Source organism: Amycolatopsis nalaikhensis (assembly GCF_030264295.1).
Taxonomy (GTDB): domain Bacteria; phylum Actinomycetota; class Actinomycetes; order Mycobacteriales; family Pseudonocardiaceae; genus Amycolatopsis; species Amycolatopsis nalaikhensis.
The window spans coordinates 414155-438772 of sequence record NZ_CP127173.1 but is presented as its reverse complement, the minus strand read 5'-3'; the positions used below and the strand labels follow the sequence as shown (position 1 = coordinate 438772).

21 protein-coding genes and 1 pseudogene are annotated in these 24618 nt (G+C 72.2%); 16 read left to right on the top strand and 6 right to left on the bottom strand.

Annotated features, from left to right (window positions below; genetic code table 11):
- The first annotated feature begins 105 nt into the window (after positions 1 to 105).
- Together QP939_RS02170 and QP939_RS02165 are read left to right on the top strand one after the other, a co-directional pair.
- Positions 106 to 819, top strand: a complete 714-nt coding sequence (locus QP939_RS02170; protein ID WP_285454803.1) for a response regulator transcription factor — start codon at positions 106 to 108, stop codon at positions 817 to 819.
- On the top strand, positions 816 to 2240 hold the full coding sequence (locus QP939_RS02165; protein ID WP_285454801.1) for a sensor histidine kinase: 1425 nt from the start codon (positions 816 to 818) through the stop codon (positions 2238 to 2240). Before QP939_RS02170 ends, QP939_RS02165 begins: the two co-directional genes overlap by 4 nt.
- 28 nt (positions 2241 to 2268) lie before the next feature.
- Here the strand turns inward: QP939_RS02165 and QP939_RS02160 are convergent, their stop codons facing one another.
- The gene (locus tag QP939_RS02160; RefSeq protein WP_285454800.1) at positions 2269 to 2910 is read right to left on the bottom strand and encodes a pyridoxamine 5'-phosphate oxidase family protein; all 642 of its coding nucleotides are present in this window, start codon (positions 2908 to 2910) and stop codon (positions 2269 to 2271) included.
- A 79-nt stretch (positions 2911 to 2989) separates the two neighbouring features.
- Between QP939_RS02160 and pdxR the strand changes: the two genes are divergently transcribed.
- The gene (pdxR, locus tag QP939_RS02155) at positions 2990 to 4360 is read left to right on the top strand and encodes a MocR-like pyridoxine biosynthesis transcription factor PdxR (RefSeq protein ID WP_285454799.1); all 1371 of its coding nucleotides are present in this window, start codon (positions 2990 to 2992) and stop codon (positions 4358 to 4360) included.
- Positions 4361 to 4594: 234 nt separating this feature from the next.
- Positions 4595 to 5689 carry a D-alanine--D-alanine ligase family protein gene (locus tag QP939_RS02150; RefSeq protein WP_285454798.1) on the top strand — a complete coding sequence of 365 codons (1095 nt, stop codon included), beginning with the start codon at positions 4595 to 4597 and terminating at the stop codon, positions 5687 to 5689.
- On the opposite strand, the gene QP939_RS02145 is transcribed toward QP939_RS02150, so the two are convergent.
- Both QP939_RS02145 and QP939_RS02140 read right to left on the bottom strand, forming a co-directional pair.
- On the bottom strand, positions 5686 to 6222 hold the full coding sequence (locus QP939_RS02145; RefSeq protein WP_285454797.1) for a DUF3515 domain-containing protein: 537 nt from the start codon (positions 6220 to 6222) through the stop codon (positions 5686 to 5688). The genes QP939_RS02150 and QP939_RS02145 overlap by 4 nt on opposite strands.
- Before the next feature lie 19 nt (positions 6223 to 6241).
- On the bottom strand, positions 6242 to 6475 hold the full coding sequence (locus QP939_RS02140) for an Lrp/AsnC family transcriptional regulator (RefSeq protein WP_285454796.1): 234 nt from the start codon (positions 6473 to 6475) through the stop codon (positions 6242 to 6244).
- A gap of 125 nt (positions 6476 to 6600) precedes the next feature.
- Here QP939_RS02140 and QP939_RS02135 point away from each other — a divergent pair, with 125 nt between their 5' ends.
- Both QP939_RS02135 and QP939_RS02130 read left to right on the top strand, forming a co-directional pair.
- Positions 6601 to 7557 (top strand): thiamine-phosphate kinase, encoded by a 957-nt coding sequence (locus tag QP939_RS02135; protein WP_285454795.1) that lies wholly within the window; start codon positions 6601 to 6603, stop codon positions 7555 to 7557.
- Positions 7558 to 7573: 16 nt separating this feature from the next.
- Positions 7574 to 8053, top strand: coding sequence for a GNAT family N-acetyltransferase (locus QP939_RS02130; RefSeq protein WP_285454794.1), 480 nt, complete (start codon positions 7574 to 7576; stop codon positions 8051 to 8053).
- Here the strand turns inward: QP939_RS02130 and QP939_RS02125 are convergent.
- On the bottom strand, positions 8040 to 9236 hold the full coding sequence (locus QP939_RS02125; protein ID WP_285454793.1) for a glycoside hydrolase family 27 protein: 1197 nt from the start codon (positions 9234 to 9236) through the stop codon (positions 8040 to 8042). The two genes, QP939_RS02130 and QP939_RS02125, sit on opposite strands and share 14 nt — an antisense overlap.
- A 38-nt stretch (positions 9237 to 9274) precedes the next feature.
- On the opposite strand from QP939_RS02125, the gene QP939_RS02120 reads away from it, so the two are divergent.
- The 3 genes and pseudogenes from QP939_RS02120 (at position 9275) to QP939_RS02110 (ending at position 11345) form a co-directional block, all read left to right on the top strand.
- Positions 9275 to 9805: a gamma carbonic anhydrase family protein gene (locus QP939_RS02120; RefSeq protein WP_285454792.1), complete on the top strand. Its 531-nt coding sequence runs from the start codon at positions 9275 to 9277 to the stop codon at positions 9803 to 9805.
- Positions 9806 to 9835: 30 nt separating this feature from the next.
- Positions 9836 to 10513, top strand: a complete 678-nt coding sequence (locus tag QP939_RS02115) for a uracil-DNA glycosylase (protein ID WP_285454791.1) — start codon at positions 9836 to 9838, stop codon at positions 10511 to 10513.
- A 64-nt stretch (positions 10514 to 10577) separates the two neighbouring features.
- Positions 10578 to 11345: pseudogene (locus QP939_RS02110) on the top strand (alpha/beta fold hydrolase).
- 151 nt (positions 11346 to 11496) lie between these two features.
- Here QP939_RS02110 and rpmB read toward each other — a convergent pair.
- Positions 11497 to 11688: a 50S ribosomal protein L28 gene (rpmB, locus tag QP939_RS02105; RefSeq protein WP_003091970.1), complete on the bottom strand. Its 192-nt coding sequence runs from the start codon at positions 11686 to 11688 to the stop codon at positions 11497 to 11499.
- 133 nt (positions 11689 to 11821) lie between these two features.
- Here rpmB and QP939_RS02100 point away from each other — a divergent pair, with 133 nt between their 5' ends.
- The 3 genes from QP939_RS02100 to QP939_RS02090 are packed head-to-tail and all read left to right on the top strand — an operon-like array spanning position 11822 to position 16021.
- Positions 11822 to 13399 (top strand): DAK2 domain-containing protein, encoded by a 1578-nt coding sequence (locus QP939_RS02100; RefSeq protein WP_285454789.1) that lies wholly within the window; start codon positions 11822 to 11824, stop codon positions 13397 to 13399.
- A gap of 4 nt (positions 13400 to 13403) precedes the next feature.
- Positions 13404 to 15557 carry an ATP-dependent DNA helicase RecG gene (recG, locus tag QP939_RS02095; RefSeq protein WP_285454788.1) on the top strand — a complete coding sequence of 718 codons (2154 nt, stop codon included), beginning with the start codon at positions 13404 to 13406 and terminating at the stop codon, positions 15555 to 15557.
- Positions 15554 to 16021: a GNAT family N-acetyltransferase gene (locus QP939_RS02090; protein ID WP_285454787.1), complete on the top strand. Its 468-nt coding sequence runs from the start codon at positions 15554 to 15556 to the stop codon at positions 16019 to 16021. Before recG ends, QP939_RS02090 begins: the two co-directional genes overlap by 4 nt.
- Here the strand turns inward: QP939_RS02090 and QP939_RS02085 are convergent.
- Positions 16002 to 16616 carry a TetR/AcrR family transcriptional regulator gene (locus tag QP939_RS02085; RefSeq protein ID WP_285454786.1) on the bottom strand — a complete coding sequence of 205 codons (615 nt, stop codon included), beginning with the start codon at positions 16614 to 16616 and terminating at the stop codon, positions 16002 to 16004. The genes QP939_RS02090 and QP939_RS02085 overlap by 20 nt on opposite strands.
- A gap of 31 nt (positions 16617 to 16647) precedes the next feature.
- Here QP939_RS02085 and QP939_RS02080 point away from each other — a divergent pair, with 31 nt between their 5' ends.
- The 4 genes from QP939_RS02080 (at position 16648) to QP939_RS02065 (ending at position 24547) form a co-directional block, all read left to right on the top strand.
- On the top strand, positions 16648 to 17784 hold the full coding sequence (locus QP939_RS02080; RefSeq protein WP_285454785.1) for an erythromycin esterase family protein: 1137 nt from the start codon (positions 16648 to 16650) through the stop codon (positions 17782 to 17784).
- A gap of 53 nt (positions 17785 to 17837) precedes the next feature.
- A complete protein-coding gene (locus QP939_RS02075; protein WP_285454784.1) occupies positions 17838 to 20102 on the top strand; it encodes a caspase family protein in 2265 nt (754 codons plus the stop codon).
- A gap of 37 nt (positions 20103 to 20139) precedes the next feature.
- Positions 20140 to 21036 carry a S8 family peptidase gene (locus QP939_RS02070; protein WP_285454782.1) on the top strand — a complete coding sequence of 299 codons (897 nt, stop codon included), beginning with the start codon at positions 20140 to 20142 and terminating at the stop codon, positions 21034 to 21036.
- A gap of 133 nt (positions 21037 to 21169) precedes the next feature.
- The gene (locus QP939_RS02065) at positions 21170 to 24547 is read left to right on the top strand and encodes a pyruvate carboxylase (protein WP_285454781.1); all 3378 of its coding nucleotides are present in this window, start codon (positions 21170 to 21172) and stop codon (positions 24545 to 24547) included.
- The last annotated feature ends 71 nt before the right edge of the window (positions 24548 to 24618 follow it).

The window sequence follows — 24618 nt, the reverse complement described above, 5'->3', positions numbered from 1 at the left end:
AGCCTCGCCACGCAGCCTGTGGCGAGTCTGGGTGCCCGCTGTCGGAATCCTGTCGGCTGCCGGCTCCGCTCGCCCGCCGCGCCCGCGCCGGGAGAAGATGGGGCGGTGCAGACCTCCGACCCCGTGCGCCTGCTCGTCGTCGACGACGAGCCGCACATCGCCGACCTCGTCGCCACCGTCGCCCGGTACGAGGGCTGGCAGGCGGTCACGGCCGGGTCCGGGAAGGCCGCGCTGAGCCGGGCCGAGGAGTTCGGGCCGGACATCGTCGTGCTCGACCTGATGCTGCCCGACCTCGACGGCTTCACCGTGCTCGACCGGCTGCGCGAAGGCGGCAACGCGGTGCCCGTGGTGTTCCTCACGGCCAAGGACGCGACGTCCGACCGCATCGCCGGGCTCACCCGCGGCGGTGACGACTACCTCGTGAAGCCGTTTTCGGTGGAGGAGCTGATGGCGCGGCTGCGCGCGGTCCTGCGGCGCAGCACCGGCGTCGCGCACCAGAGCGCGCCGCGCGGTGCCGTGCTGGCGGTCGGGGACCTGACGCTGGACGAGGACACCCGCGAGGTCCGCCGCGGCGACCGGCTGGCCGAGCTGACGCCGACCGAGTACGAGCTGCTGCGCTACCTCATGCGGCGGTCGCCGTCGGTGCTGACCAAGGCGCAGATCCTCGACCACGTCTGGGAGTACGACTTCGGCGGGCGGTCCAATGTGGTCGAACTCGTCATCTCGCACCTGCGGCGCAAGCTCGACGCGGGCGAGTCGGAGCCGTTGATCCACACCGTGCGCGGCGTCGGCTACGTCGTGCGCCGGGTCCACCGGTGAAGCGCTTCTTCCGCCGGTGGTACGGCGCGTGGCAGCGCACGCGGCTGGGCACGCGGATCACGCTCGGCCTCGGCGCGCTCGCGCTGGTGGTGTTCGCCGTCGTCGGCGTCACGATGGTCGGGATCATGCACGGCTACCTCGACCGGCGGCTCGACGAGCAGCTGTCCAAGAGCCAGAACACCCAGGTGCCGCTGCTGCGCGAGACGCACGGCTCGCCGCAGTCGGTCTACTCCTGGTACTCGGCGCTCTACCACGTGCGCGACGGCGTCGCGACGCCCGAGCCGGGCGGCAGCCTGCCCGGGGACGCCAAGCAGCTGGCGAAGATCGCCGTCGAGGCGGTGAACGGCGACGTCACGCGGAACATCTACCTGCGCGACGACGGGCCGTACCGGGTGCGGGCGTGCCCGGTCGACACCGATTCGGTGTTGCTGAGCGCCGCGCCGCAGAAGGACCTGAACGGGACGGTCCAGCAGCTGATCTGGGTCGAGGTGGGCGCGTTCGCGTTCGCCTTGGCGGTGCTGCTGGTCGTCGGGCGGCTGGTGCTGCGCCGGGGCCTGCGCCCGCTGGCCGACATGGCGGGCACCGCGCACGACATCGCGTCCCACGACCTCACCGCCAACCCCGCCCTGCCGGTGCGCGCGGCGGGCAGCGGCGGCGGAGCCGAGGTGGAGGAGCTGCGGACGGCGTTCAACGTGATGCTCGCGCACATCGACACGTCGCTGGCCGCGAAGACCGAGGCGAACGAGCGGCTGCGCCGGTTCGTCGCGGACGCCTCGCACGAGCTGCGGACGCCGTTGACGTCGATTCGCGGGTACGCGGACCTGTTCCGCTACGCGGCGGCGAACGAGCCCGAGGAACGCGAGGCGCACCTGGCGAAGATCCGCGAGGAAACGGCGCGGATGAGCGTGCTCGTCGACGACCTCCTGCTGCTGGCGCGGCTCGACGCGCGGGCCGCGGAGACGCCGTTGCGGCCCGAGCGCGTCGACCTGGCGGAGCTGGCCGGGGACGCCGCGGACGCGTTCACCGCCGGGCGGCCCGACCACCCGCTGACGACGTCGCTGGCGACGGCGTTCGCCGACGCCGATCCGGTGCGGCTGCGGCAAGTCCTCGACAACCTGCTCGCCAACGCGGCCGTGCACACGCCGCCCGGAACCGCGGTGCACGTCTCCGTGGCGGCTTCCGGTCCTCAGGCGGTGGTGGAGGTGACCGATACCGGGCCCGGGATCGCGCCGGCGGATCAGGAGCGGATCTTCGACCGCTTCTTCCGCGTCGACGATTCGCGCACGCGCGGCAACGGCGGCACCGGGCTCGGGCTGTCGGTGGTCCAGTCCTTGGTGACGGCGCACGGCGGCACGGTCGCGGTGACCTCGGAACCGGCCCGCACGACGTTCACAGTCAGGTTGCCGCTCGCCCGCTCGTGAGTGAATAACAGTGTTAGAACACTGTTATTCACTCACGACCGCGGACGTGCGCCGGGACTTCCCAGCCGGGGGAGAGGTCGGCCGACGGTTCCGGCTCGCCGAAGACCGTCCGGACCGGCAGGACCCCGGCCCAGGCCGCGTCGGCGTCGCGGTCCTCCGGCTCGTCGTCCGGCCCCTCGGCGCGCATCTTCACCGACGCCTCCGCGAGGTCGAGCGCCAGGACGCTGACCGCGGCGAACTCCTTGGCGTTGACCTCGCGCGCGTGCTCCCACGAGCCGGGCGCCAGGTGGTCGGTGAGCACCTTGAGGCCGTGCATCTTCGCTTCGGGCTCGACGACCGGCTTCGCCGTCCCGAAGATGACGGCGCTGCGGTAGTTCATCGAGTGGTTGTTCACCGACCGCGAGTAGACGATGCCGTCGAGGAGCGTGACGGTGACGCAGACTTCGAGGTCGGCGGCGGTCCGGAGGCTCGACGCACCGGTGGAGCCGTGCAGGTAGAGCGTGTCGCCGTCGCGGCCGTAGCCGGTGGGCAGGACGAGGGGAACGCCGTCGCGGACGACGCCGAGGTGGCAGATGAGTCCTTCGTCCAGGACGGCGTGCAGCGCGGAGCGGTCGGTCACGGCGCGGTGCTTCTTGCGGCCGAGCGTCGTACGGGGCGTGGTGGACAGCATGCGACCAGCGTCTCCCGCCCAGTGGCATCGGAAAACGTCCACTTCTCGTACACTTGGGAAGTCCACTTGAGGAGGTCCCGTGACCCACGCCGACACCGCGCTCCCGGTGAGCCTCGACCGTTCAGCCGTGACGCCGCTCGCGGTCCAGCTGGCGGACGCGTTGCGCGAAGCGGCGGCGAGCGGGCACTTGCGCGGCGGCGACCGGCTTCCGTCGACGCGCGCGCTGGCCGGACGGCTGGGCGTCAGCCGCACGGTGACGTCGGCGGCGTACGAGCAGCTGCACGCCGAGGGCTGGATCGCGGGGCGGCACGGCTCGGGGACGTACGTGACGACTCCGCCGTCGGTCACGGCGTCGGAGGTCCCGGCGCCGACGGTCCCGGCACCCGAGGCGGCGACGCCGTCCCTGCTGGACCTCAGCCCGGGCACGCCGTGGGCGGACGGACTGGACCGCGCGGCGTGGCGCCGCGCCTGGCGGGCGGCGGCCGACCCGGACCCCCTGACGAGGGCCCACCGGGCGGGGTTGCCGGAGTACCGCGCGGCGGTGTCGGAGCACCTGCTGCGCCACCGTGGACTGGCGGCGGGTTCGGTACTGGCGACGGGCGGGACGACGGCGGCGGTGGTGGAGCTGGCGGCCGCGGTGCTGGAGCGCGGGGACGTGGTGGCCGTCGAGGAGCCGGGGTACCAGCGGGCCGTGCAGGCGTTCCGCCGGGCGGGCATGCGGGTGGTCGGGGTGCCGGTGGACCTCGAGGGTCTGCAGCCGGAGGCGATCCCCTCGGATGCGAGGGCGGTGTATTGCTCACCGGCGCACCAGTACCCGATGGGCAGCCGATTGAGCGCGGCGCGGCGGGTTTCGCTGGTGGAGCGGGCGCGGGCGTCGTCGATGCTGGTGATCGAGGACGACTACGACGGAGAGTTGCGGTTCGACGTCGCGCCGTTGCCGATGCTGGCTTCGTTGGCGCCGGACGTGGTGGCGCATCTGGGGACGACTTCGAAGATCCTCACGCCGACGCTGGGGGCCGGGTGGATGGTGGCTCCGGAGGCCATTACGTCCGCGGTGCTGGCATATCGCGATTCGACCGGGACGCGGCCTTCGCCCGCGGGGCAGCGGGTGTTGTACGAGTTCGCCCGGAACGGGGATTTGGGGCGTCACCTGCGGAAACTGCGCCGGGAGATGGCCGAGCGGCGGACGTTGCTGGCCGGGGCTTTGGCGGCGGCGGATGTTCCGGTGCGGGGGGATGACGCCGGGGCTCATCTCGTGGTGCCGTTTTCCTCGGCTTCCGTTGAGGCTTCGGTGATTTCGGCGGCTGAGCGGCGGGGGATTCGGCTGGATGGGCTCGCTCGGCATTTCGCCGGGACGCCTACTGCCCATGGGGTGGCCATCGGGTATGCCGGGTGTTCTCGGGAGGCCCTGGTGGCTGCGCTGCCTACTTTGGTGTCCTTGCTGCGCTGAGGTCGGCCCGCGCGCACTGAAGGGGACGTTCATCGCATCTGATGCGCTGAAGGGCGCCTTCGTCTCATCACATGACAGGAAAGGGCCCTTCAGCCCGCTCGCGGCCGGGCCTACGGATCCCTCGACCCACCAGACGCGCCACAGCCGCCGGGGGTTGCGCTTGACGCTTGCTCCCGGCCGTCCGGCGCACGGGGCTCGGTCTTTGTGCGAGGTCACCGGGTACGGTGGCTCACCATGAGCGAGAAGATCCGGGTGGCCGTCGTGTTCGGTGGGCGCAGCAGCGAGCACACCATCTCGTGCCTGTCCGCGGGCAGCGTCCTGGGCAACCTCGATCCGGAACGCTACGAGGCGGTCCCCGTCGGGATCACCCGGGAAGGCCGCTGGGTGCTCGGCACCGGCGACTCCGCCCAGCTCGCCATCCGCGGCCGCGAACTCCCCTCCGTCGACGACGGCCAGTCGCTCGTCCTCGCCGGGGATCCCTCCAGCCGGGGCCTCGTCGCCGTCGAGCCCGGGCGGGAAAGCGAACTGCTGTCCCAGGTGGACGTCGTCTTCCCCGTGCTGCACGGTGCCTTCGGCGAGGACGGCACCATCCAGGGCCTCCTCGAACTCGCCGGGATCCCCTATGTCGGCCCCGGTGTGCTCGCCAGTGCCGCCGCCATGGACAAGGAGACCGCCAAGAAACTCCTTGCCGCCGAAGGGCTTCCGGTCGGCACCTACGCCGCCCTGCGCCGGGGGCAGTCCACTTTGGATCGGGTCCAGCGCGAAAAGCTCGGCCTGCCCGTCTTCGTCAAGCCGTCGCGGGCCGGGTCCTCCGTCGGCATCTCGCGCGTCGCCGACTGGGCCGACCTCGACGCCGCCATCGAACTCGCCCGGGCCACCGATCCGAAGGTGCTCGTCGAGGCCGCCGTCGTCGGACGGGAAGTCGAATGCGGTGTGCTCGAGTTCCCCGACGGGCGCGTCGAAGCGTCGCTCCCCGCCGAGATCCGCGTGCTCTCCGAGGACGAGAACGCCTGGTACGACTTCGAAACCAAGTACCTCGGCGACGACGCCGAACTGGACATCCCGGCCAAGCTCGACGACGCCCTCACCGAGAAGCTCCGCGCCATGGCCGTCAAGGCCTTCCAGGCCCTCGACTGCCAGGGCCTCGCCCGCGTCGACTTCTTCGTCGGCCCGGACGGCGAGCTGACCATCAACGAGGTCAACACCATGCCCGGCTTCACCACGAAGTCGGCCTACCCGAAGATGTGGGAAGTCACCGGTGTGGACTACGCCACCCTGCTGACCACCCTCATCGAAACCGCGATCGCGCGCGGCACCGGCCTGCGCTAGGAGAACCGCAGCGGCCGCGCGGGCAGCTTCGCGGCCACCGTGTCCGACAGCTGCTGCAGCGGCCCCGTTCCGGCGCTGTCCGGCACCGTCAGCGCGGCGTAGACCTCGCGGTCCACCACGTACCACGTCGACGCGCCGTCGCCGGGCACCTGCAGCCACTGGACGCCGTTCACCAGGCGCAGCGACGCCGTCGGCGTCAGCTCGGGGGGCCGGTCCAAGCCGCAGCGCAGCACCAGCGGGTCCTGCTCGCCCCACGCCACCGTCGCCGGCGGGGCCGGGTTCGCCAGCGCGCGCACCTTCACCGCCTTGCCGTTCGACGTCAGCTCCGTCGGGACCGCGGCCAGCAGCGTCGTGCACGCCGGGGAACCCGCGGCCGGTGCGGGCACGGGCACCAGCGGCAGCGGATCGGAGGCGGAGTCCGCTGAGGGCTGCGTCAGCGCGAAGACGGCGACGGCGACCGCCAGCGCCACGGCGAGCGCGGCCGCGGTGACGAGGACCACCTTCGGCGGGGCACCGGTGTCGGAGTCAGGCACGACACCACTACACCACTGCTCAGAGGTGGACGACCGGGCAGGTCAGGGTCCGCGTGATGCCGTCCACGTTCTGCACCTTCGCGACCACGAGCTGGCCCAGCTGGTCCACGTTGTCGGCGGCCGCGCGGACGATGACGTCGTACGGTCCGGTGACATCCTCCGAGCTGGTCACACCCGGGATGCTGGAGATCTCGGCGGCCACCGCGGCCGCCTTGCCGACCTCGGTCTGGATGAGGATGTATGCGTGGACCACGGCGCGCCCTTTCGTCGGGATCGGTCAGCTCAAGGTAGGAACGTATCGCCAGCTCACGGAAAAACATAGGGCATCCGACTATCGGTGATCGACACTTGTCCCGGTAGAGAAAGCAGAGGTGACCGGTGTCACCGAACGACGGAACGGTCGCCGAGACCGGCGAGTTCGCGCTCATCCGCGCCGTCACCGAAGGACGGCGCCAGCCGCCGGGCACGCTGCTCGGCCCCGGGGACGACGCCGCCGTCGTCGCCGCCCCCGACGGGCGCGTGGTCGCCAGCACCGACGTGCTCGTCCAGGGCGTGCACTTCCGGCTCGACTGGTCGGCGCCCGAGCACGTCGGGCGCAAGGCCGTCGCGGTCAACCTGGCCGACATCGCCGCCATGGGCGCCACCCCGACCACCGTCCTCGTCGGGCTCGCCTGCCCGCCCGACACCCCGCGCGCCCTGGTGACCGCGCTCGCCGACGGCATGTGGGCCGAGGCCGAACGCGCCGGCATCGGCGTCTCCGGCGGCGACATGGTCCGCGCCGACCAGCTGGTGATCAGCGTCACCGCGTTGGGGGACCTCGGCGACCGCGAACCGGTGACCCGCTCCGGCGCCCGGCCCGGCGACGTCGTCGCGGTCTGCGGCAAGCTCGGCTGGGCCGCAGCCGGGCTCGCTGTGCTCGGCCGCGGCTTCCGGTCACCGGTCGGTGTCGTCAACGCTCAGCGCTGCCCCGAACCGCCGTACGAAGCCGGTCCGCGCGCCGCGCTCGCCGGGGCCACCGCGATGATCGACGTCTCCGACGGCCTGCTCGCCGACCTCGGCCACCTCGGCGAGGCCTCCGGCGTCGGCATCGACGTCCGCACCGCCGACCTCGAGGTGCCCGCCCGGCTCACCGAGGTCGGCGCCGCGCTGGGCGCGGACCCGCTCGACTGGGTCCTCACCGGTGGCGAAGACCACGCCCTCGCCGCGACCTTCCCGCCGTTCACCGAACTGCCCGACGGCTGGCGCACCATCGGCGTCGTCACGATGGCCGACTCGGGGATCACCGTGGACGGGAAACCGTTTTCGCGAGAAGGCGGCTGGACGCACTGGAGCTGATCTAGGCTCGGAAAGCGTGAGAATCGTTCCGGTCCCCTACGACCACCCCGACGCGGCCAAGCTCATGGCCGCGGTGCAGCAGGTGTACGTCGAGCGCTACGGCGACGAGGACGTCACCCCGATGAGCCCGGCGGACTTCGATCCGCCGCAGGGCCTGTTCCTCGTCGGCTACCAGGGTGACGAAGCCGTCGCCTGCGGGGCGTGGCGCGCCCACGACGGCCCCGAGCCGGACTTCCAGGACGGCGACGCCGAGTTCAAGCGGATGTACGTCGCCGACGCGGCGCGCGGCCGCGGCTTCGCGAGGATGATCCTGTTCGAGCTGGAGCGCACCGCGGCGCTGTGCGGGCGCAAGCGCGCCGTCCTGGAAACCGGGACCAAGCAGCCGGAAGCCATCGCCCTGTACGAATCTTCCGGGTACGTCGAGATCCCGAAGTTCGGTGTGTACAAGAACGAGCCGGAAAGCCGCTGCTACGGCAAGGACCTCACCTCGGCGTGAGCTTCAGCAGGGCCGCCGCGTGCGGGCGCAGGGTCGCCGTGACGCCGGTCCCGACGTCCTGGTGGGTCCACAGATCCCGGACGGTCCACGAGCCGGGGATCGACGCGGACACGGTCGCGGTGGTGCTGCCGGTGTTGAGCAGCACCACCGCGAAACCGCCGCCGGACAAGGGTTTCCCCCACACCTGGTAGCCGGGGCCCGAGTCGAGCCGGCGGCCTTGGCCGCCCGCGAAGTCCTGGTCGACCGCGATCACCTCGGGGTTGGCGAGCGTCGCGAGGTCGGTGTCGCTCAGCTTCGCCGGGTCGGTCCCGGCGAACAGCGGCGCGTTCAGCACCGCCCAGACGCCGAAGTGCGCGCGCGACTCGTCGGCGGTCAGCGTGCCGTTGCCGACCTGCAGCATGTCCGGGTCGTTCCAGCCGCCCGGGGCGCCACTGTGGACGGCGACGGCGGCCTGCTGGTCGATCGTCGCGAGCACCGAGTCCCAGGTCGGGATCAGGTCGTTGGTGGTGCGCCACAGGTTCGCCACCGGCCGGGCCCAGGTCCACGGCCGGGAGACGCCGTACTCGGAGATCGCGTAGACGATCGGGCGGGGGAGCGCGGCCAGCTCGTCGCGCATCTTCTCGAAGGCGGCCTCGCGGTCGAGACCGTCGACGGTGTCGGCGTTGCACCAGTCGTACTTGAGGTAGTCGACGCCCCAGCGGTCGAACGTCTCGGCGTCCTGGCGTTCGTGGCCCAGCGAGCCGATGCCGGACGCGGGGTAGGCGTCGTTGGCCATCGCGCAGGTCCGGCTGCCGGGCACGGCGTAGATGCCGAACAACAGCCCGCGCGAGTGGACGTAGTCGGCGAGGTCGGCGATGCCGTGCGGGAACCGCGCCGGATCGGCCTGGAGGGACCCGTCGGCCGCGCGGGTGGGCGCCTGCCAGCAGTCGTCGACGACGACGTACTGGTAACCCGCGTCCCGCAGCCCCGTGTCGGCGAGCGCGTCGGCCGCGTGCTTCACGACGTCTTCGGTGAGGTCGTAGCAGCGGACCTGGTTCCAGCTGTTCCAGCCCATCGGCGGCGTCCCGGCCAGGCCGTTCGCCAGCGCGGGGCTCGCGACGGACACGCTGAGCAGCCACGTCAGCACGACGAGGAGGAGCACGAGCGGGCTGGTTTTCGGCTTGGCGGCGATGCCGTGATCCAATCGCAGGGCACGTGAAACCGCGGTCACCCGGAGGCGGCATGCCGATCTACGCACTCGGTTCGCTCGAACCGACGATCCACCCCGACGCCTACGTCCACCCGGACGCGACGGTCATCGGCGACGTCCGGATCGGCGCGCACGCGTCGGTGTGGCCGCAGACCGTGCTGCGCGGCGACCACGGCTACATCGAGATCGGCGAACGCTCGAACGTCCAGGACGGCTGCGTCCTGCACTGCACCGAACGGCACCCGACGATCCTCGGGCCGTCGTCGGCGATCGGGCACGCGGTGCACGTCGAGGGCGCGACGATCGGCACCGGCTGCCTGATCGCGTCGGGTTCGGTGGTGCTCAACGGCTCGGTGATCGAGGACGGCGGCATGGTCGGCGCGGGCGCGGTGCTGTCCTACGGCTCGCACGTCAAGACCGGCGAGATCGCGCTGGGCGTGCCCGGGAAGACGCGGGAGAACAAGTCGTTCACCGCGGAAAACATCGCGATGGTCGTCGATTCCTACGTCCAGCGCGCCCGCCGATTCCGGACGGAGCTGCGCCGCCTCGACCCGCTCGGGTGACGTCGGCCACGGCCGGTAGGCTTGCCCGCCGTGACCGCACGACCGCTGCACGAGATCGTCGAGGCAGGCTGGGCGAAGGCCCTCGAACCGGTGGCCGACCAGGTGGCCGCGATGGGGGAGTTCCTCCGCGCGGAGATCGCCGCGGGCCGGACCTACCTGCCGGCGGGTGAGCACGTGCTGCGGGCGTTCAAGCAGCCGTTCCACGACGTGCGGGTGCTGATCGTCGGCCAGGACCCGTACCCGACGCCCGGGCACGCGGTGGGCTTGAGCTTCTCGGTGGCGCCGGACGTCCGGCCGATCCCGAAGAGCCTGGTCAACATCTACAAGGAATACGCGGACGACCTCGGGCACCCGCTGCCGTCCAACGGCGACCTGACGCCGTGGGCCGAGCAGGGCGTGCTGCTGCTCAACAGGTCGCTGACCGTTCAGCCCGGCAAGTCGAACTCGCACCAGGGCAAGGGCTGGGAAGCGGTCACCGAGCAGGCGATCAAGGCCCTGGCGGCGCGGTCGGAGCCGATGGTGGCGATCCTGTGGGGCCGCAACGCGCGGAACTTGCGCCCGATGCTGGGTGACGTGCCGTGCATCGAGTCGGCGCACCCGAGCCCGCTCTCGGCGCACAACGGCTTCTTCGGGTCGCGGCCGTTCAGCCGGGCGAACCAGATGCTGGAGCAGCAGGGCGCGGCGCCGGTCGACTGGAAACTTCCCTAGGTCCGCGTGTCCGGATCGGCGTGACGGCTCCGACCAGGGGTAAACGAACCTCGGAGGACACACCATGAACGTCACCTCGGCCGACGGCACGAGCATTTTCTTCGAGCAGCGCGGCACCGGCGCGCCGGTGATCCTGGTGGGCGGCGCGTTCAACGACCGGACGACCGTCGCCGCGCTGGCCGACGTGCTGGCGCCGGACTTCACGACGATCACCTACGACCGGCGTGGCCGCGGCGACTCCGGCGACACCGCGCCGTACGCGGTGGAGCGTGAGATCGAGGACCTCGCGGCGCTGATCGCGCAGGTCGGCGGCACGGCGTCGGTGTTCGGGCACTCGTCGGGCGCGGTCCTGGCCCTGGAGGCGGCCGCGGCCGGGATCGGCATCGACCGGGTGGTGGCGTACGAGCCGCCGTAAGCGACGGACGAGCACCCGCGGGCCGACGTCGTGGACGAGGTGCGCGCGCAGCTGGCGGCGGGCGACCGCGACGGCGCGGTGGCGACGTTCCTGAAGGTCGCGGGCACGCCGGAGGAGATGATCGAGGGGATGAAGCAGGCGCCGGTGTGGGGCTGGTTCACGGCGCTGGCGCACACGCTGCCGTACGACCTGACGATCGTCGGCCGGAACGCCCGCCCGCGTGACTCCCTGACCCGCATCGCGGTCCCGACGCTGGTGATCGGCGGCGGCGCGAGCGACGAGGCGCTGCAGTCAGGCGCCCGCGCGGCGGCGGAGGCGATCCCGGGCGCCCGCCACGAAACCCTGGAGGGTCAGGACCACGGAGTGCTCCAGTACCCGGAGACGCTCCGCGACCTCCTGACCGGCTTCCTCAAGTAAAGCGCCCCAAGGCGGCCTTGGTTGCGTCAGACGCACCGAAGGCCGCCTTGGGTGCGTCTGACGCACCGAAGGCCACATTGGGGCGCTTGGGGCCGGGCGCGAAAAAATGGCGGGTGCTCTCGCGAGCACCCGCCACCCAAACTTCTCGGCCTCAGCCGCGAACGACCTTGCCCGCCTTGATGCACGAGGTGCACACGTTCAGGCGCTTGCGCTGGGACACACCCACCTTGGCGTGGACGGTCTGGATGTTCGGGTTCCACCGGCGGTTGGTACGGCGGTGGGAGTGCGAGACCGACTTGCCGAAGCCGGGTCCCTTGCCACAGACGTCGCACACGGCAGCCACGTCGAACTCCTTTGGATCTGGGTCATAGAAATGAGCCCAGATGCACTGGGCAACTCGACCATAGTAACTACTGCGTTCGAAGCCCCGAGCACCGGGTCGATACGCTGCCCGAGACCGGTCAGGAGGTTACGGGGTGCGGGTGCTGGACGCGGCGGCGGTGTCGGCCTGGGCGACGGGCTGCGTGCACAGCCTCGCGAGCCTGCGGCCCGCCATCGACGGGATCAACGTCTACCCCGTCGCCGACTCCGACACCGGCTCCAACATGCTCTTCACGATGACCGGCGCCGCCGAGGAACTCGCGAAAGCGAGCCCGGAAGACGCCGCCGAAGCGCTGAAGACCCTCGCGCGCGGGGCCGTCGCCTCCGCCAAGGGGAACTCCGGCGTGATCCTCTCCCAGGTCGTGCGCGGGCTCGCCGACCGCGCCGAGGGCGAGCTGGACGGTGCCTGGCTCGCCAGGGCCCTCGGCCACGCCGACGAGGTCGCCACCGGTGCCGTGAGCCGTCCGGTCGCCGGGACCATCCTGACCGTCCTGCACGCCGTCGCGCTCGCCGTGCGCGGGGACACGGGCACGCTCGGCGAAGTCGCGCGCAAGGCCGCCGAGGAAGCCGCGCTCGCGCTGGAAAAGACGCCGGAGCAGCTGCCCGCGCTGGCCAGGGCCGGGGTCGTCGACGCGGGCGCGCGCGGCCTCGTCGCGGTGCTCGACGCGCTGGTCTGCGTGCTCACCGGCACCGCCGTCCAGCCGGAGCACCCCCTGGAGGTCCACGCGGCCCCGCACAGCGAGGCCTACGCCTGGGAGGTCATGTACCTCCTCGACGGCGTCGAGGAAGCGAGCCTGCCGACCCTGCGCAAGGAGCTGAGCGGGCTCGGCGACAGCGTCACCGTGGCCGGCGACGGCTCCGGCAGCCACGCCGTGCACGTCCACTGCGCCGACATCGGGGCCGCGATCGAAGCCGGGCTCGCGCTCGGCCGTCCGCGCAAGATCCGCGTCGAACCGCTGCTCACGCCCACGCCGATCGAACCGGGCGGCGGGATCGACCGCACGGTCGTCGCCGTCGTGCACGGCGGCGCGCTCGCCGAGCTGCTGCGCGCCGAGAGCATCCCGGTGCTGGCCGTGCCCGAGGGCGAGACGCCCAGCGTCGAGGACATGATCGGCCTGCTCAACGAGGCCGCCGGGCAGCACGTCACCGTCCTGCCCGGCAGCGTCGCCCTCACCGCCGCCGCGGACACCGCGGCCGGGCACGCCATGGCCGCCGACCGGGACGTCGTGGTCATCCCGTGCGCGTCGCCGGTGCAGGTGCTGGCCGCCCTCGCCGTGCACGACGCCGGGCGCCGCACCAACGACGACGTCGTCGCGATGGCCGAAGCGGCCGCCGCGACCAGGCGTGGCGAACTGCGGATCGCGCAGGAGGAGTCGCTAACCTGGGTGGGCCGGGCCCAGTCCGGCGACGTCGTCGGCCTGGTCGACGACGAGGTGGTGCTGATCGAGCCCGCGCCCGCGTCGGAGACCAACCTGGTCGCCGCCGCGATGAACGTGCTGAACCGGATGCTGGCGCTCGGCGGCGAGCTCGTGACGGTCCTGAGCGGGGCCGCCGCTCCGCCCGGGGTCGCCGAAGAGCTCGCCGAGCAGCTGCGGGTCGAGCACCCGGAGGTGGAGCTGGCCGGCTACGCCAGTGGCCAGGCGGACGCGGTGCTGCTGATGGGAGTCGAATAGCGAGATGGCCGGACTGCGCGACAAGCTGCCGCTGCTGCTGGGGGCCAAGACGGCGAAGGCGCTCGCCACGTCGCTGGGCATCGAAACCGTCAGCGACCTCCTGCGCCACTACCCGCGCCGCTACGCCGAGCGCGGCGAGCTCACCGACATCGCCGGCCTCGAGCTCGGCGAGCACGCCACCGTGCTGGCGCGCATCGAAAAGGTGAGCAAGCGGCGGATGAAGGCGCGCAACGGCACCATCCTCGACATGGTCATCACCGACGGAAAACGACGGCTGACCTGTGCGTTCTTCAACCAGGCCTGGCGCGAGAAAGACCTCGTCCCCGGGAAGACCGGCCTCTTCGCGGGCAAGGTGTCCGCCTTCCGCGACACGCTGCAGCTGACCAACCCCGAGTACGAGCTGTTCGAGGCCGACCGCGCCGAGGAGGCGATGGACGACTTCCTCGCCGCGATCATCCCGGTCTACCCGGCGGCCCAGGGCATGCCGACGTGGTCGATCGCCAAGTGCGTCCGCCAGGTCCTCGACGTCCTCGAGGTCGACGACGACCCGATGCCCGCCGAGCTGCGGCGGCTGCACAAGCTGTCCGGCCTCGACACCGCGCTGCACGGCATCCACCGCCCGGAGAACTGGGCGCACCTGGAGGCCTCGCGCAAGCGGCTCAAGTGGGACGAGGCCATGGCCGTCCAGCTGATCTTCGCGCAGCGGCGGTATTCGGCGATCTCGCGCCCGGCCAAGGCGAACCCGCACGTCAGCGGCGGCCTGGTGGACGCCTTCGACAAGCGCCTGCCCTTCGACCTCACCGCGGGCCAGCGGGGCATCGGCGACGAGATCGCCTCGGACCTGGCTTCCGAGCACCCGATGAACCGCCTGCTGCAGGGCGAGGTGGGCTCGGGCAAGACGGTCGTCGCGCTGCGGGCGATGCTGCAGGTCGTCGACAACGGGCGGCAGGCCGCGATGCTCGCGCCGACCGAGGTCCTGGCCGCCCAGCACGCGCGGTCGCTGCGCGAGATGCTCGGCGACCTCGGCCTGGCGGGCGAGCTGGGCGCGGCGGAGAACGCCACGAAGGTCACGCTGCTCACCGGGTCGATGGGCGCGAAGGAACGCAAGAAGTCGCTGCTGGAGATCGTCAGCGGCGAGGCGGGCATCGTCGTCGGCACGCACGCGCTGATCCAGGACCACGTCGAGTTCGCCGACCTCGGCCTCGCCGTCGTCGACGAGCAGCACCGCTTCGGCGTCGAGCAGCGGGACGCGCTGCGCACCCGCGGCTCCGGCGACACCAGCCCGCATGTGCTCGTCATGACCGCGACGCCGATCCCGCGCACGGTCGCGATGACCGTGTACGGCGACCTCGAAGTGTCCGCGCTGCGCGAGATGCCGGTCGGCCGGTCGCCGATCTCGACGACGGTCGTGCCGGTCGCGGAGAAACCCGCGTGGTTCGAGCGGATCTGGCAGCGCGTCCGCGAAGAGGTCGGCAAGGGGCACCAGGCCTACGTCGTGTGCCCGCGGATCGGCGACGAGCCGCCGTCGGACAAGAGCGACAAGCGTCCGCCCCTCGCGGTTCTGGATGTGGCGCCCGAGCTGGAGCACGGCGCGTTGCAGGGCTTGAAGATCGGCGTGCTGCACGGCCGGATGCCGCCCGACGACAAGGACGCCGTGATGCGCGCGTTCTCGGCGGGGAGCCTCGACGTCCTCGTGGCCACCACGGTGATCGAGGTCGGCGTCAACGTCCCGAACGCCACGGCGATGGTGATCATGGACGCCGACCGGTTCGGCGTCAGCCAGCTGCACCAGCTGCGCGGCCGCGTCGGCCGGGGCAGCGTGCCGGGGCTGTGCCTGCTGGTCACCGAGGCCCTCGACGGCACGGCGACGCGCGAACGGCTGGCGGCGGTCGAGTCGACCACCGACGGCTTCGAGCTGTCGCGCCTCGACCTGGAGCTGCGCCGCGAAGGTGACATCCTCGGCGCCGCGCAGTCCGGGAAGCGCTCGACGCTCAAGCTGCTTTCGCTGCTGCGCGACGAAGACGTCATCGCCGCGTCCCGGCAGAGCGCGCAGGAGATCGTCGAAAAGGACCCGGAGCTGAAGAAGTACCGGGGCCTGGCGCAGATGGTCGACGACGTCGTCGACGTCGACCGCGCGGAATACCTGGAGAAGAGTTGATCCGCCCGGCCACGGTCGCCGACGCCGGCGCGATCGGCGAGGTCCACGTGGCATCGTGGCGGGCCGCCTACGCGGGGCTGATCCCGGACGACTTCCTCGCTGGGCTCTCCGCGGAGTCGCGCGCGGCGTCGTGGGCTCGGCTCATCGGCGACGGCGGCCGGGTGCTGGTCGCCGAGGAAGACGGCGTCATCGCGGGGTTCGCCGCGTACGGCGACGGGCGCCTTTACGCGCTCTACCTGCTGCCGGAGTACTGGGGCCGCGGCCTCGGCCGGGCGCTGCACGACCGCGTCGTCGCGGACCTGTCCGGGGACCGGGCCGTCCTGTGGGTGCTGGCGACGAACGAGCGCGCGAAGGCCTTCTACATCCGGCAGGGCTGGGTGGACGACGGCGTCACCCAGACCGAGACGGTCGACGACGGGCGCGTCACGCTGGAGGAACGGCGGTTCAGCCGTCCGTTGCCGTGAACACCCCGGCTCGGGCGGCCGCCGCGGCCGCCGCGGCGGCGATGCCCGCGTCCCGCGGCGTGACGCCTTCGCGGGAGACGAACAGGCGGTAGAAGATCGGCCCGCAGGCCACGCGCACGACCTCGACGCTGTCCGTGCCCGCCGGGACCTCGCCGCGGTCGACGGCTCGCTCGACGATCGCCGCCGACCGGGCGTGGCGGTCGACGTAGAACTCGCGCAGGGCGTCCGCGGCGCGGGCGGAGAGGAACGCCGCCGAGATCGACGCCGTCGGCAGCTCGCGCTCGCCCGGCGAGGTGAAGTAGTGCACCAGCTCCAGGTTGACCTCGCGCAGGTCGCCCTCGAGCGACCCGGTGTCCGGCGCCGTCCACTCCTGCTCGGTGCCCATCAGCAGGGCCGCCGCGACCAGGCCTTCGGCGGACTCCCAGCGGCGGTAGAGCGTCGTCTTGTGCACGCCCGAGCGGTCGGCGACCGCCTCGACGGTCAGCTCCGCGTACCCGCGCTCCCCGAGCAGCTCCAGGGTGGCGTTCAGCGCGGCGAGGCGGGTCCGCTCGGTGCGGCCGCCCGGTCGTTTCGTCCCGGAAAACTCGGTTGCCAACTGCTACTCCTGTTGCGTTAGTGTGCCCAGTATGGCAGAAACCCTCGCCGTCACCGAGATCGCCGAGCTGATCGGCGACGCCGAAGTCGTCGCGATCGGCGAGAACAACCATCACATCCGCGAGTTCTCCGCGCTGCGCGACCGGCTGCTGCGCCACCTCGTCGCCGAGCGCGGGTTCACCGTCCTCGGGTTCGAGGGCGGCTTCCCGGAGGGCCACCGGGTCGACGCGTGGCTGCGCGGCGGCCCCGGCGACGTCGCCGACGTGGCCCGCGACGGCTTCACGTTCGGCCTCGGCGACTCGGCCGAGGTGCGCGGGATGCTGACCTGGCTGCGCGAGCGCGGCGACGTCCGGTTTTACGGCCTCGACGTGCCGAGCTCGGCGGGATCGCCGGTGCCCGCGCTGGAGGCGGTGCGGGAGTGCGCCCTGCGCGTGGACCCGGCGAACGTGTCCCTTGTGGACACGGCATTGGCGGCGGTCGAGCCGTACGCGTCGGTCAGCAGCGCGGTCGCGCCCGCGCGGTACAAGGAGATGAGCGTCGAGGCGCGGGACGCGGCGACGACCGCGTTGACCGTCCTCAAAGGACACGTCGAGGCGCTCGGCTACGGCGACGTCGCCGCGCACCACGCGGCGGGCGCCCTGCGCGTCGACCTCTACCTGCGTGAGCTGGACGCGCTGATGGCGGGCCGCGCGCCCGAGCCGCAGAGTTCGTCGCGGGACACGTACATGGCGGCGACCGTGCGGTTGCTGCGTCGCCTGCACCCGGGCGAGAAGATCGTCCTGATGCTCCACAACGGACACCTCCAGCGCGTGCCGTTCTCGCCGATGCCGGGCATGACGGCGCCGTCGGCGGGCACGCATCTGGCCGCGGAGCTGGGGGAGAAGTACTTCGCGCTGGCGCTCACGGCCGTGTCGGGCACGACGACCGGACTGGTCCCGGACGAGGCCGGGCGGCTCGGGTTCCGCATGTTCGAGCAGAAGCTCGAAGAACCCGCGGAGGGCAGCGTCGAGGCACTGCTGGCGGACCGGGCGCCGTGCGTGGTCGCGCGCCCGGCGGCGTCGAGCATCCGGCACGCCCACATGGCGGTCCCGGTCGACGTCGCCGCCGCGTTCGACGCCGTCGTCTGCCTGAACGGGCAGGAAACCATTTACGCGTCCGCCGCCGAGTAGGTGCGCCCGTTCGGCCGCTTGCCGTAGCGGGCGCGGAGGCGTCTCCTGCTGGTATGGCCGGGCGGAGGCGGGCGTTGATCGTCGCCAACGGCGAGTACGACAACGCGGGGTTGCAGCGGCTGGGCTCCCCCGCGGCGGACGCCGACGCCCTGGCGGGGGTGCTTTCGGACCGGGCGATCAGCGACTTCGACGTCCGGGTGGTGCGCAACGAGACCGCGCACGTCGTGCAGGCGGAGGTCGAGGACCTGTGCGCCGAGGGCCGCCCCGACGACGTCCTGCTGCTGCACTTTTCCTGCCACGGCTTGAAGGACGGGACGGGACAGCTGTTCTTCGCCGCCCGCAACACGCGTCCCGACCGGCTCGGGTCGACGGCCGTGCCCGCGCACTTCGTGCAGCAGTGCATCCGGCAGAGCCGCTCGCGCAGCATCGTGCTGCTGCTGGACTGCTGCTACGGCGGGGCGTTCGGCGAGGGCGTGGCGGTGCGGGCGTCGGGCGACGCGAACGTGCTGGACAGCTTCCGCGGCGGCCGCGGCCGGGCGGTCATCACGGCGTCGAACTCGATCGAGTACGCGTTCGAGGGCGCGCATTTGGCATCGGACGAGCCGGCCCAGCCGTCGGTGTTCACGGCGGCGCTGGTGGAGGGGCTGAGAACGGGCGAGGCGGACCGCGACGAGGACGGCTGGATCGCGCTGGGCGAGCTGTACGAGTTCCTGTTCGACCGGGTCCGCGAGCGCAACCCGAAGCAGACGCCGAGCCGGGACATCGAGATGCAGGGCGAGCTGTACCTGGCGAAGAGCAGGCGACGGCGCATCAAGCCGTCCCCGATCCCGCCGGACCTGTCGGCGGCGATCGCGGCGGAGAACCCGTTCACGAGGCTGGGAGCGGTGGCGGAGCTGCGCAGACGGCTGTCGAGCGACAACCTCGCGGTGGCGATGGGGGCGTTCGAGGCGTTGCGGGGAATGGCATCGACGGACATCCAGCACATCGCGGCGGCGGCCTCGGAGGCGTTGGGATCGGCGTTGGTGCGGACGGACGCGACGACGGTCCGCCTGTCGGCCGGGGCGGGTTCGGTCGCGACGGCGGTGGTGCGGACGCTCGGTCCGCCGGTGGCGCGCGAGGTGCGGTTCGAGCCGTCGCACGCGTGGATCCGGGCGGTGGAGACGGCCGGTGGGGCGGAGCTTTCGGTCACGGCCGGGGAGGCGGGGGTGAGGCGGGGGAAGCTCGTGGTGACCGGGCCGACCGGGGACGCGGTGGTCGCGGTGGAGATCGAGGCGCTCCCGGCGGTGGAGGAGGAGCCGGTCGCACCGCCCGAATCGAAGGCGGCGGCCGACACCACACCGGCGAGCATCGAACCGGCGCCGGGCGCGGTGGAGGCCGCGCCCCAGAAGCGTGCGGAGCCGGAGCCGGAGCGCTTGGTGGCGGCGGAAGCCATACCGGAATCGGCGGATGCCGTCGATGAGACCCCCGAGCCGATCGTGGTGGCCGAACCGGCAGCCGCCCCGATCGCGACCGGCCCGGCGGATCCCGTCGCCGGGGCCGCCGGGATCATCGCCGTCGCCGGGGCCGTCTTCGCTGTCATCGGCCTGGGCCTGCACTACCGCTACGACGAATACACCCTCTTCGACTACCGGCCCGGCATGCCCGTCTTCGTCATCCTCGTCGCGGCCTGCGCCGCCCTCGCCGGGATCCTCACCCTCGCCCCGAGCACTCGCCGCCTCCTCGGCCCGGCCCTGCTCCTCGGCACCGGCTTCGCCGCCCTCTTCGGCCTGCTCCGCTTCCTCGGCGAAGTCGTCACCCTCGCCCAAGACGGCGACTCCGACCTCGACGCGGGCTTCTACTTCCAGCTCCTCGCCCACGTCGCCTTGGTCGTCGCCGCCGCCTTCGCGTTCGCCGCCCTGCGCCGGAACTCCGGCCTCGGCGCCGGCAAGGTGACCGGCTGGGAAGCCTGGGTGGCCGTCGCGCTGGGCGTGGTCGTCGCCGGCGGGTGGGTCGTCCAGCTCGGCGAACTCGTCTCCTACGACGAAAGCGACGCCGGACGGGCCGCGGCCTACTTCCTCCTCGGCGCGGTCATCGCCGTCGCCCTGCCCGTCTTCGCGGCCGTCCTGCGCCCACGGGTGGCCGGGTGCGCCGTGCTCGCCACCGGGACCATCGGGCTGGCGGGCGTGCTCGCGCCCACCTTCGCCAGCCTCTTCGAGCACTCCTCGCTCACCTACGCCGGGCAGGCGTTCGCCGTCGCCGGGCTCGCTTTGCTGGCCGTCGACACCGTCGTCCTGGCCGTGCGGCTCCGGCGGAATCAGCCGAACGGGCGACAACCCTGAGTTGTCGTCCGCTCACCGCCGGGGTACCACGGCGATCATGAACACGCTGACAGCAGTGGCGGCGGCGGCCGTGCTCGCCGGGCAGACGGCGGCCGGTAGCGTGCAGCCCGCCCCGCCCAGCTGGGGTCTCGACCGGATCGACCAGCGCGCCGGGCTCGACCACGCCTACCACTACGCCACCGACGCCTCGGGCGTCACCGTCTACGTCATCGACAGCGGTGTCGACGCCAAGCACCCCGACTTCCAAGGCCGCGTCGCGCCCGGGCGGGACTTCCTCAACGGCGGCTCCGACACCTCCGACACCAACGGCCACGGCACCCGCCTCGCCGGGATCGCCGCCGGCAAGGACTACGGCGTCGCGAAGGGCGCGCAGATCGTTCCGGTGCGCGTGCTCGACAAGGACGGCGGTGGCGCCACCGACCAGATCATCGCCGGGATCGACTGGGTCGCGCAGAACGCCCAGCAGCCCGCCGTCGCCGTGCTCGGCATCGGTGGCGTCCCGAACGACCAGCTCGACGCCGCCGTCAAGCGGCTCGCGGCCGTCGTCCCCATCGCCGTCCCGGCGGGCAGCGAGACGGCCGATGCCAGCGGGTTCTCGCCGGGGCGGGTCGCCGAGGCCCTCACCGTCGGGGCGACCGACGCCCAGGACCAGCCGGACAAGGCGTCGAACTTCGGCCAGGACGTCGACCTCTACGCCCCCGGCGTCGACGTCCCCGGCCCGATCGCGGGCGGCACCGGCGCGGGCCCGGAGTCGGGCACGTCCATGGCGGCGGCGTTCGCGGCCGGGGTGGCCGCCCTCTACCGGGCTCAGCACCCCGAAGCAACCCCTGCTCAGGTCGACGAAGCCCTGGTCCAGGCGGCCACGACGGACGCGCTCAAGGGCGTTCCGGAGGGCACCGCCAACCGGCTCCTTTACGCGCCGCCCGGATCCTGACAGGCTGCCCCGACGGCACTCCGGCGAACCTTCCGCGACGCATGATGTCCATCACTCGGGACGGAACTCCCGCAGAGCGGGAAGAACCGGGTAACGTGCGTTGACTTACCGATCCATACGGGAAGGACCGGGCATGTTCCGCAAGGTGCTGGTGGCCAACCGCGGGGAGATCGCGATCCGAGCGTTCCGCGCCGGCTACGAACTGGGCGCGGGGACCGTCGCCGTGTTTCCGCACGAAGACCGCAACTCCCTGCACCGGCTGAAGGCCGACGAGGCGTACGAGATCGGCGAACCCGGTCATCCCGTGCGCGCCTACCTCTCGGTCGACGAGATCGTCGCCGCCGCGAAGAAGGCGGGGGCCGACGCCGTCTACCCCGGCTACGGCTTCCTCTCGGAGAACCCCGACCTCGCGCGCGCGTGCGAAGAAGCGGGGATCACCTTCGTCGGGCCGAGCGCCGAGATCCTCGAACTCACCGGTAACAAGGCCCGCGCGGTCAAGGCCGCGCGCGAGGCCGGGGTGCCGGTGCTCGGGTCGTCCGAGCCGTCCAGCGACGTCGACGCGCTCGTCGCGGCCGCCGAGGACCTCGGGTTCCCGGTGTTCGTCAAGGCCGTCGCGGGTGGTGGCGGGCGCGGCATGCGGCGCGTCGAAGACCCCGCCCAGCTGCGCGAGTCCATCGAGGCCGCGGCGCGCGAGGCCGAGTCCGCCTTCGGCGACCCGACCGTCTTCCTCGAGAAGGCCGTCGTCGAGCCGCGGCACATCGAGGTGCAGATCCTCGCCGACGGTGAGGGCAACGTCATCCACCTCTTCGAGCGCGACTGCTCGGTGCAGCGGCGCCACCAGAAGGTCGTCGAGCTGGCCCCGGCGCCGAACCTCGACCCCGAGCTGCGCGACCGCATCTGCGCCGACGCGGTCAAGTTCGCCCGGCAGATCGGCTACCGCAACGCCGGCACCGTCGAGTTCCTGCTCGACAAGCGCGGCAACCACGTCTTCATCGAGATGAACCCGCGCATCCAGGTCGAGCACACGGTCACCGAAGAGGTCACCGACGTCGACCTCGTGCAGTCGCAGCTGCGGATCGCCTCCGGCGAGACCCTGGCCGACCTCGGCCTGAGCCAGGACAAGGTCTACCTGCGCGGCGCCGCGCTGCAGTGCCGCATCACCACCGAAGACCCCGCCAACGGCTTCCGCCCGGACACCGGGATGATCTCCGCCTACCGCTCGCCGGGCGGCTCGGGCATCCGGCTCGACGGCGGCACCGCCTTCTCCGGCACCGAGATCAGCGCCCACTTCGACTCGCTGCTGGTGAAGCTCACCTGCCGCGGCCGCGACTTCAAGACCGCCGTCGGCCGCGCGCGCCGCGCCGTCGCCGAGTTCCGGATCCGCGGTGTCGCCACGAACATCCCGTTCCTGCAGGCCGTCCTCGACGACGAGGACTTCCGCGCCGGGCGCGTCACGACGTCGTTCATCGAGGAGCGCCCGCAGCTGCTCACCGCGCGGCAGTCCGCCGACCGCGGTACGCGGCTGCTGACCTATCTCGCCGACCAGACGGTCAACAAGCCGCACGGCGAGCGCCCGAAGACCCCGGACGCCACGCTCAAGCTGCCGAAGCTGGCCAAGGACGCGCAGCCCGCGCCGGGGTCGAAGCAGAAGCTCGTCGAGCTGGGCCCGGCCGGGTTCGCGGAGTGGCTGCGGAAGTCGCCGCACATCGGCGTCACGGACACGACGTTCCGCGACGCGCACCAGTCGCTGCTCGCCACGCGCGTGCGCACGAAGGACCTCCTCGCGGTGGCGCCGGTCGTCGCGAACACGCTGCCCGAGCTGCTTTCCCTCGAATGCTGGGGCGGCGCGACCTACGACGTCGCGCTGCGGTTCCTCGCCGAGGACCCGTGGGAGCGCCTCGCCGCGCTGCGTGAGGCCGTGCCGAACATCTGCCTGCAGATGCTGCTGCGCGGGCGCAACACCGTCGGGTACACGCCGTACCCGACCGAGGTGACGCACGCGTTCGTCCAGGAGGCCACGAAGACCGGCATCGACATCTTCCGGATCTTCGACGCGCTCAACGACGTCGAGCAGATGCGCCCGGCCATCGAAGCCGTGCGCGAGACCGGCTCCGCCGTCGCCGAGGTGGCGCTCTGCTACACCTCGGACCTGTCGGACCCGGGCGAGAAGCTCTACACGCTCGACTACTACCTCAAGCTGGCCGAGCAGATCGTCGGTGCCGGGGCGCACGTCCTGGCGATCAAGGACATGGCCGGGCTGCTGCGCGCGCCCGCGGCGACCAAGCTGGTCACCGCGCTGCGCAAGGAGTTCGACCTGCCGGTGCACATCCACACCCACGACACCGCGGGCGGCCAGCTGGCCACCTACCTCGCGGCGATCAACGCGGGCGCGGACGCGGTCGACGGCGCGGTGTCGTCGATGGCGGGCACGACGTCGCAGCCGTCGCTGTCGTCGATCGTGGCGGCCACCGACCACTCCGCCCGCACCACGGGGCTCGACCTGCAGGCGATCGGTGACCTGGAGCCGTACTGGGAGAGCGTGCGCAAGATCTACGCGCCGTTCGAGGCGGGACTGGCGTCGCCGACCGGGCGCGTCTACCACCACGAAATCCCCGGCGGGCAGCTGTCGAACCTGCGCACGCAAGCCATCGCGCTGGGCCTGGGCGACCGGTTCGAGGACATCGAAGCGATGTACGCGGCGGCCGACAAGATCCTCGGCCACCTGGTGAAGGTGACGCCGTCGTCCAAGGTCGTCGGCGACCTCGCGCTGCACCTCGTCGGCGCGGGCGTCTCGCCGGAGGACTTCGAGGCGGAGCCGAACAAGTTCGACATCCCCGACTCGGTGATCGGCTTCCTGCGCGGCGAGCTGGGCGACCCGCCCGGCGGCTGGCCGGAGCCGTTCCGCACCAAGGCCCTCGAAGGCCGCGCGGCGGCGAAGCCGGTCGTCGAACTGTCCGAAGAGGACCGTGCCGCGCTGGCCGCGGAACCGCGCCGGACGCTCAACCGGCTGCTGTTCCCCGGCCCGACGAAGGAGTTCGAGGCGCACCGCGAGGCCTTCGGCGACACGTCCGTGCTACCCAGCAAGGACTTCTTCTACGGGCTGCGGCCGGGCGAGGAGTACTCGGTCGACCTCGAGCCGGGTGTGCGGCTGCTCATCGAGCTGGAGGCCATCGGCGAGGCCGACGAACGCGGCGTCCGCACGGTGATGTCGACGCTGAACGGCCAGCTGCGGCCGATCCAGGTCCGCGACAAGTCGATCGCGTCGGACATCCCGGCGACCGAAAAGGCCGAGAAGGGCAACCCGAAGCAGGTCGCGGCGCCGTTCGCGGGCGTGGTCACCCTGCAGGTCGCCGAGGGCGACACGGTCGAGGCCGGTGCCACGGTCGCGACGATCGAGGCGATGAAGATGGAGGCGTCGATCACCGCGTCCGCCGGCGGCAACGTCGGCAGGCTGGCGATCAACTCCGTCCAGCAGGTCGAAGGCGGCGACCTCCTGCTGGTCCTGGAGTAACCGGTCGTGAGTGTTCAGGGCGGTTCTAACCGCCCTAAACACTCACGACCGGCCGGGCGGCGGCGATACCC

What these genes read in the sequence shown, in the direction of transcription:
- QP939_RS02160 (WP_285454800.1), bottom strand. Translation starts at nt 2,910, where the DNA reads ATGCTGTCCACCACGCCCCGTACGACGCTCGGCCGCAAGAAGCACCGC.
- QP939_RS02150 (WP_285454798.1), top strand. Translation starts at nt 4,595, where the DNA reads ATGAGCGAGAAGATCCGGGTGGCCGTCGTGTTCGGTGGGCGCAGCAGC.
- QP939_RS02120 (WP_285454792.1), top strand. Translation starts at nt 9,275, where the DNA reads ATGCCGATCTACGCACTCGGTTCGCTCGAACCGACGATCCACCCCGAC.
- recG (WP_285454788.1), top strand. Translation starts at nt 13,404, where the DNA reads ATGGCCGGACTGCGCGACAAGCTGCCGCTGCTGCTGGGGGCCAAGACG.
- QP939_RS02080 (WP_285454785.1), top strand. Translation starts at nt 16,648, where the DNA reads ATGGCAGAAACCCTCGCCGTCACCGAGATCGCCGAGCTGATCGGCGAC.
- QP939_RS02075 (WP_285454784.1), top strand. Translation starts at nt 17,838, where the DNA reads ATGGCCGGGCGGAGGCGGGCGTTGATCGTCGCCAACGGCGAGTACGAC.
- QP939_RS02070 (WP_285454782.1), top strand. Translation starts at nt 20,140, where the DNA reads ATGAACACGCTGACAGCAGTGGCGGCGGCGGCCGTGCTCGCCGGGCAG.
- QP939_RS02065 (WP_285454781.1), top strand. Translation starts at nt 21,170, where the DNA reads ATGTTCCGCAAGGTGCTGGTGGCCAACCGCGGGGAGATCGCGATCCGA.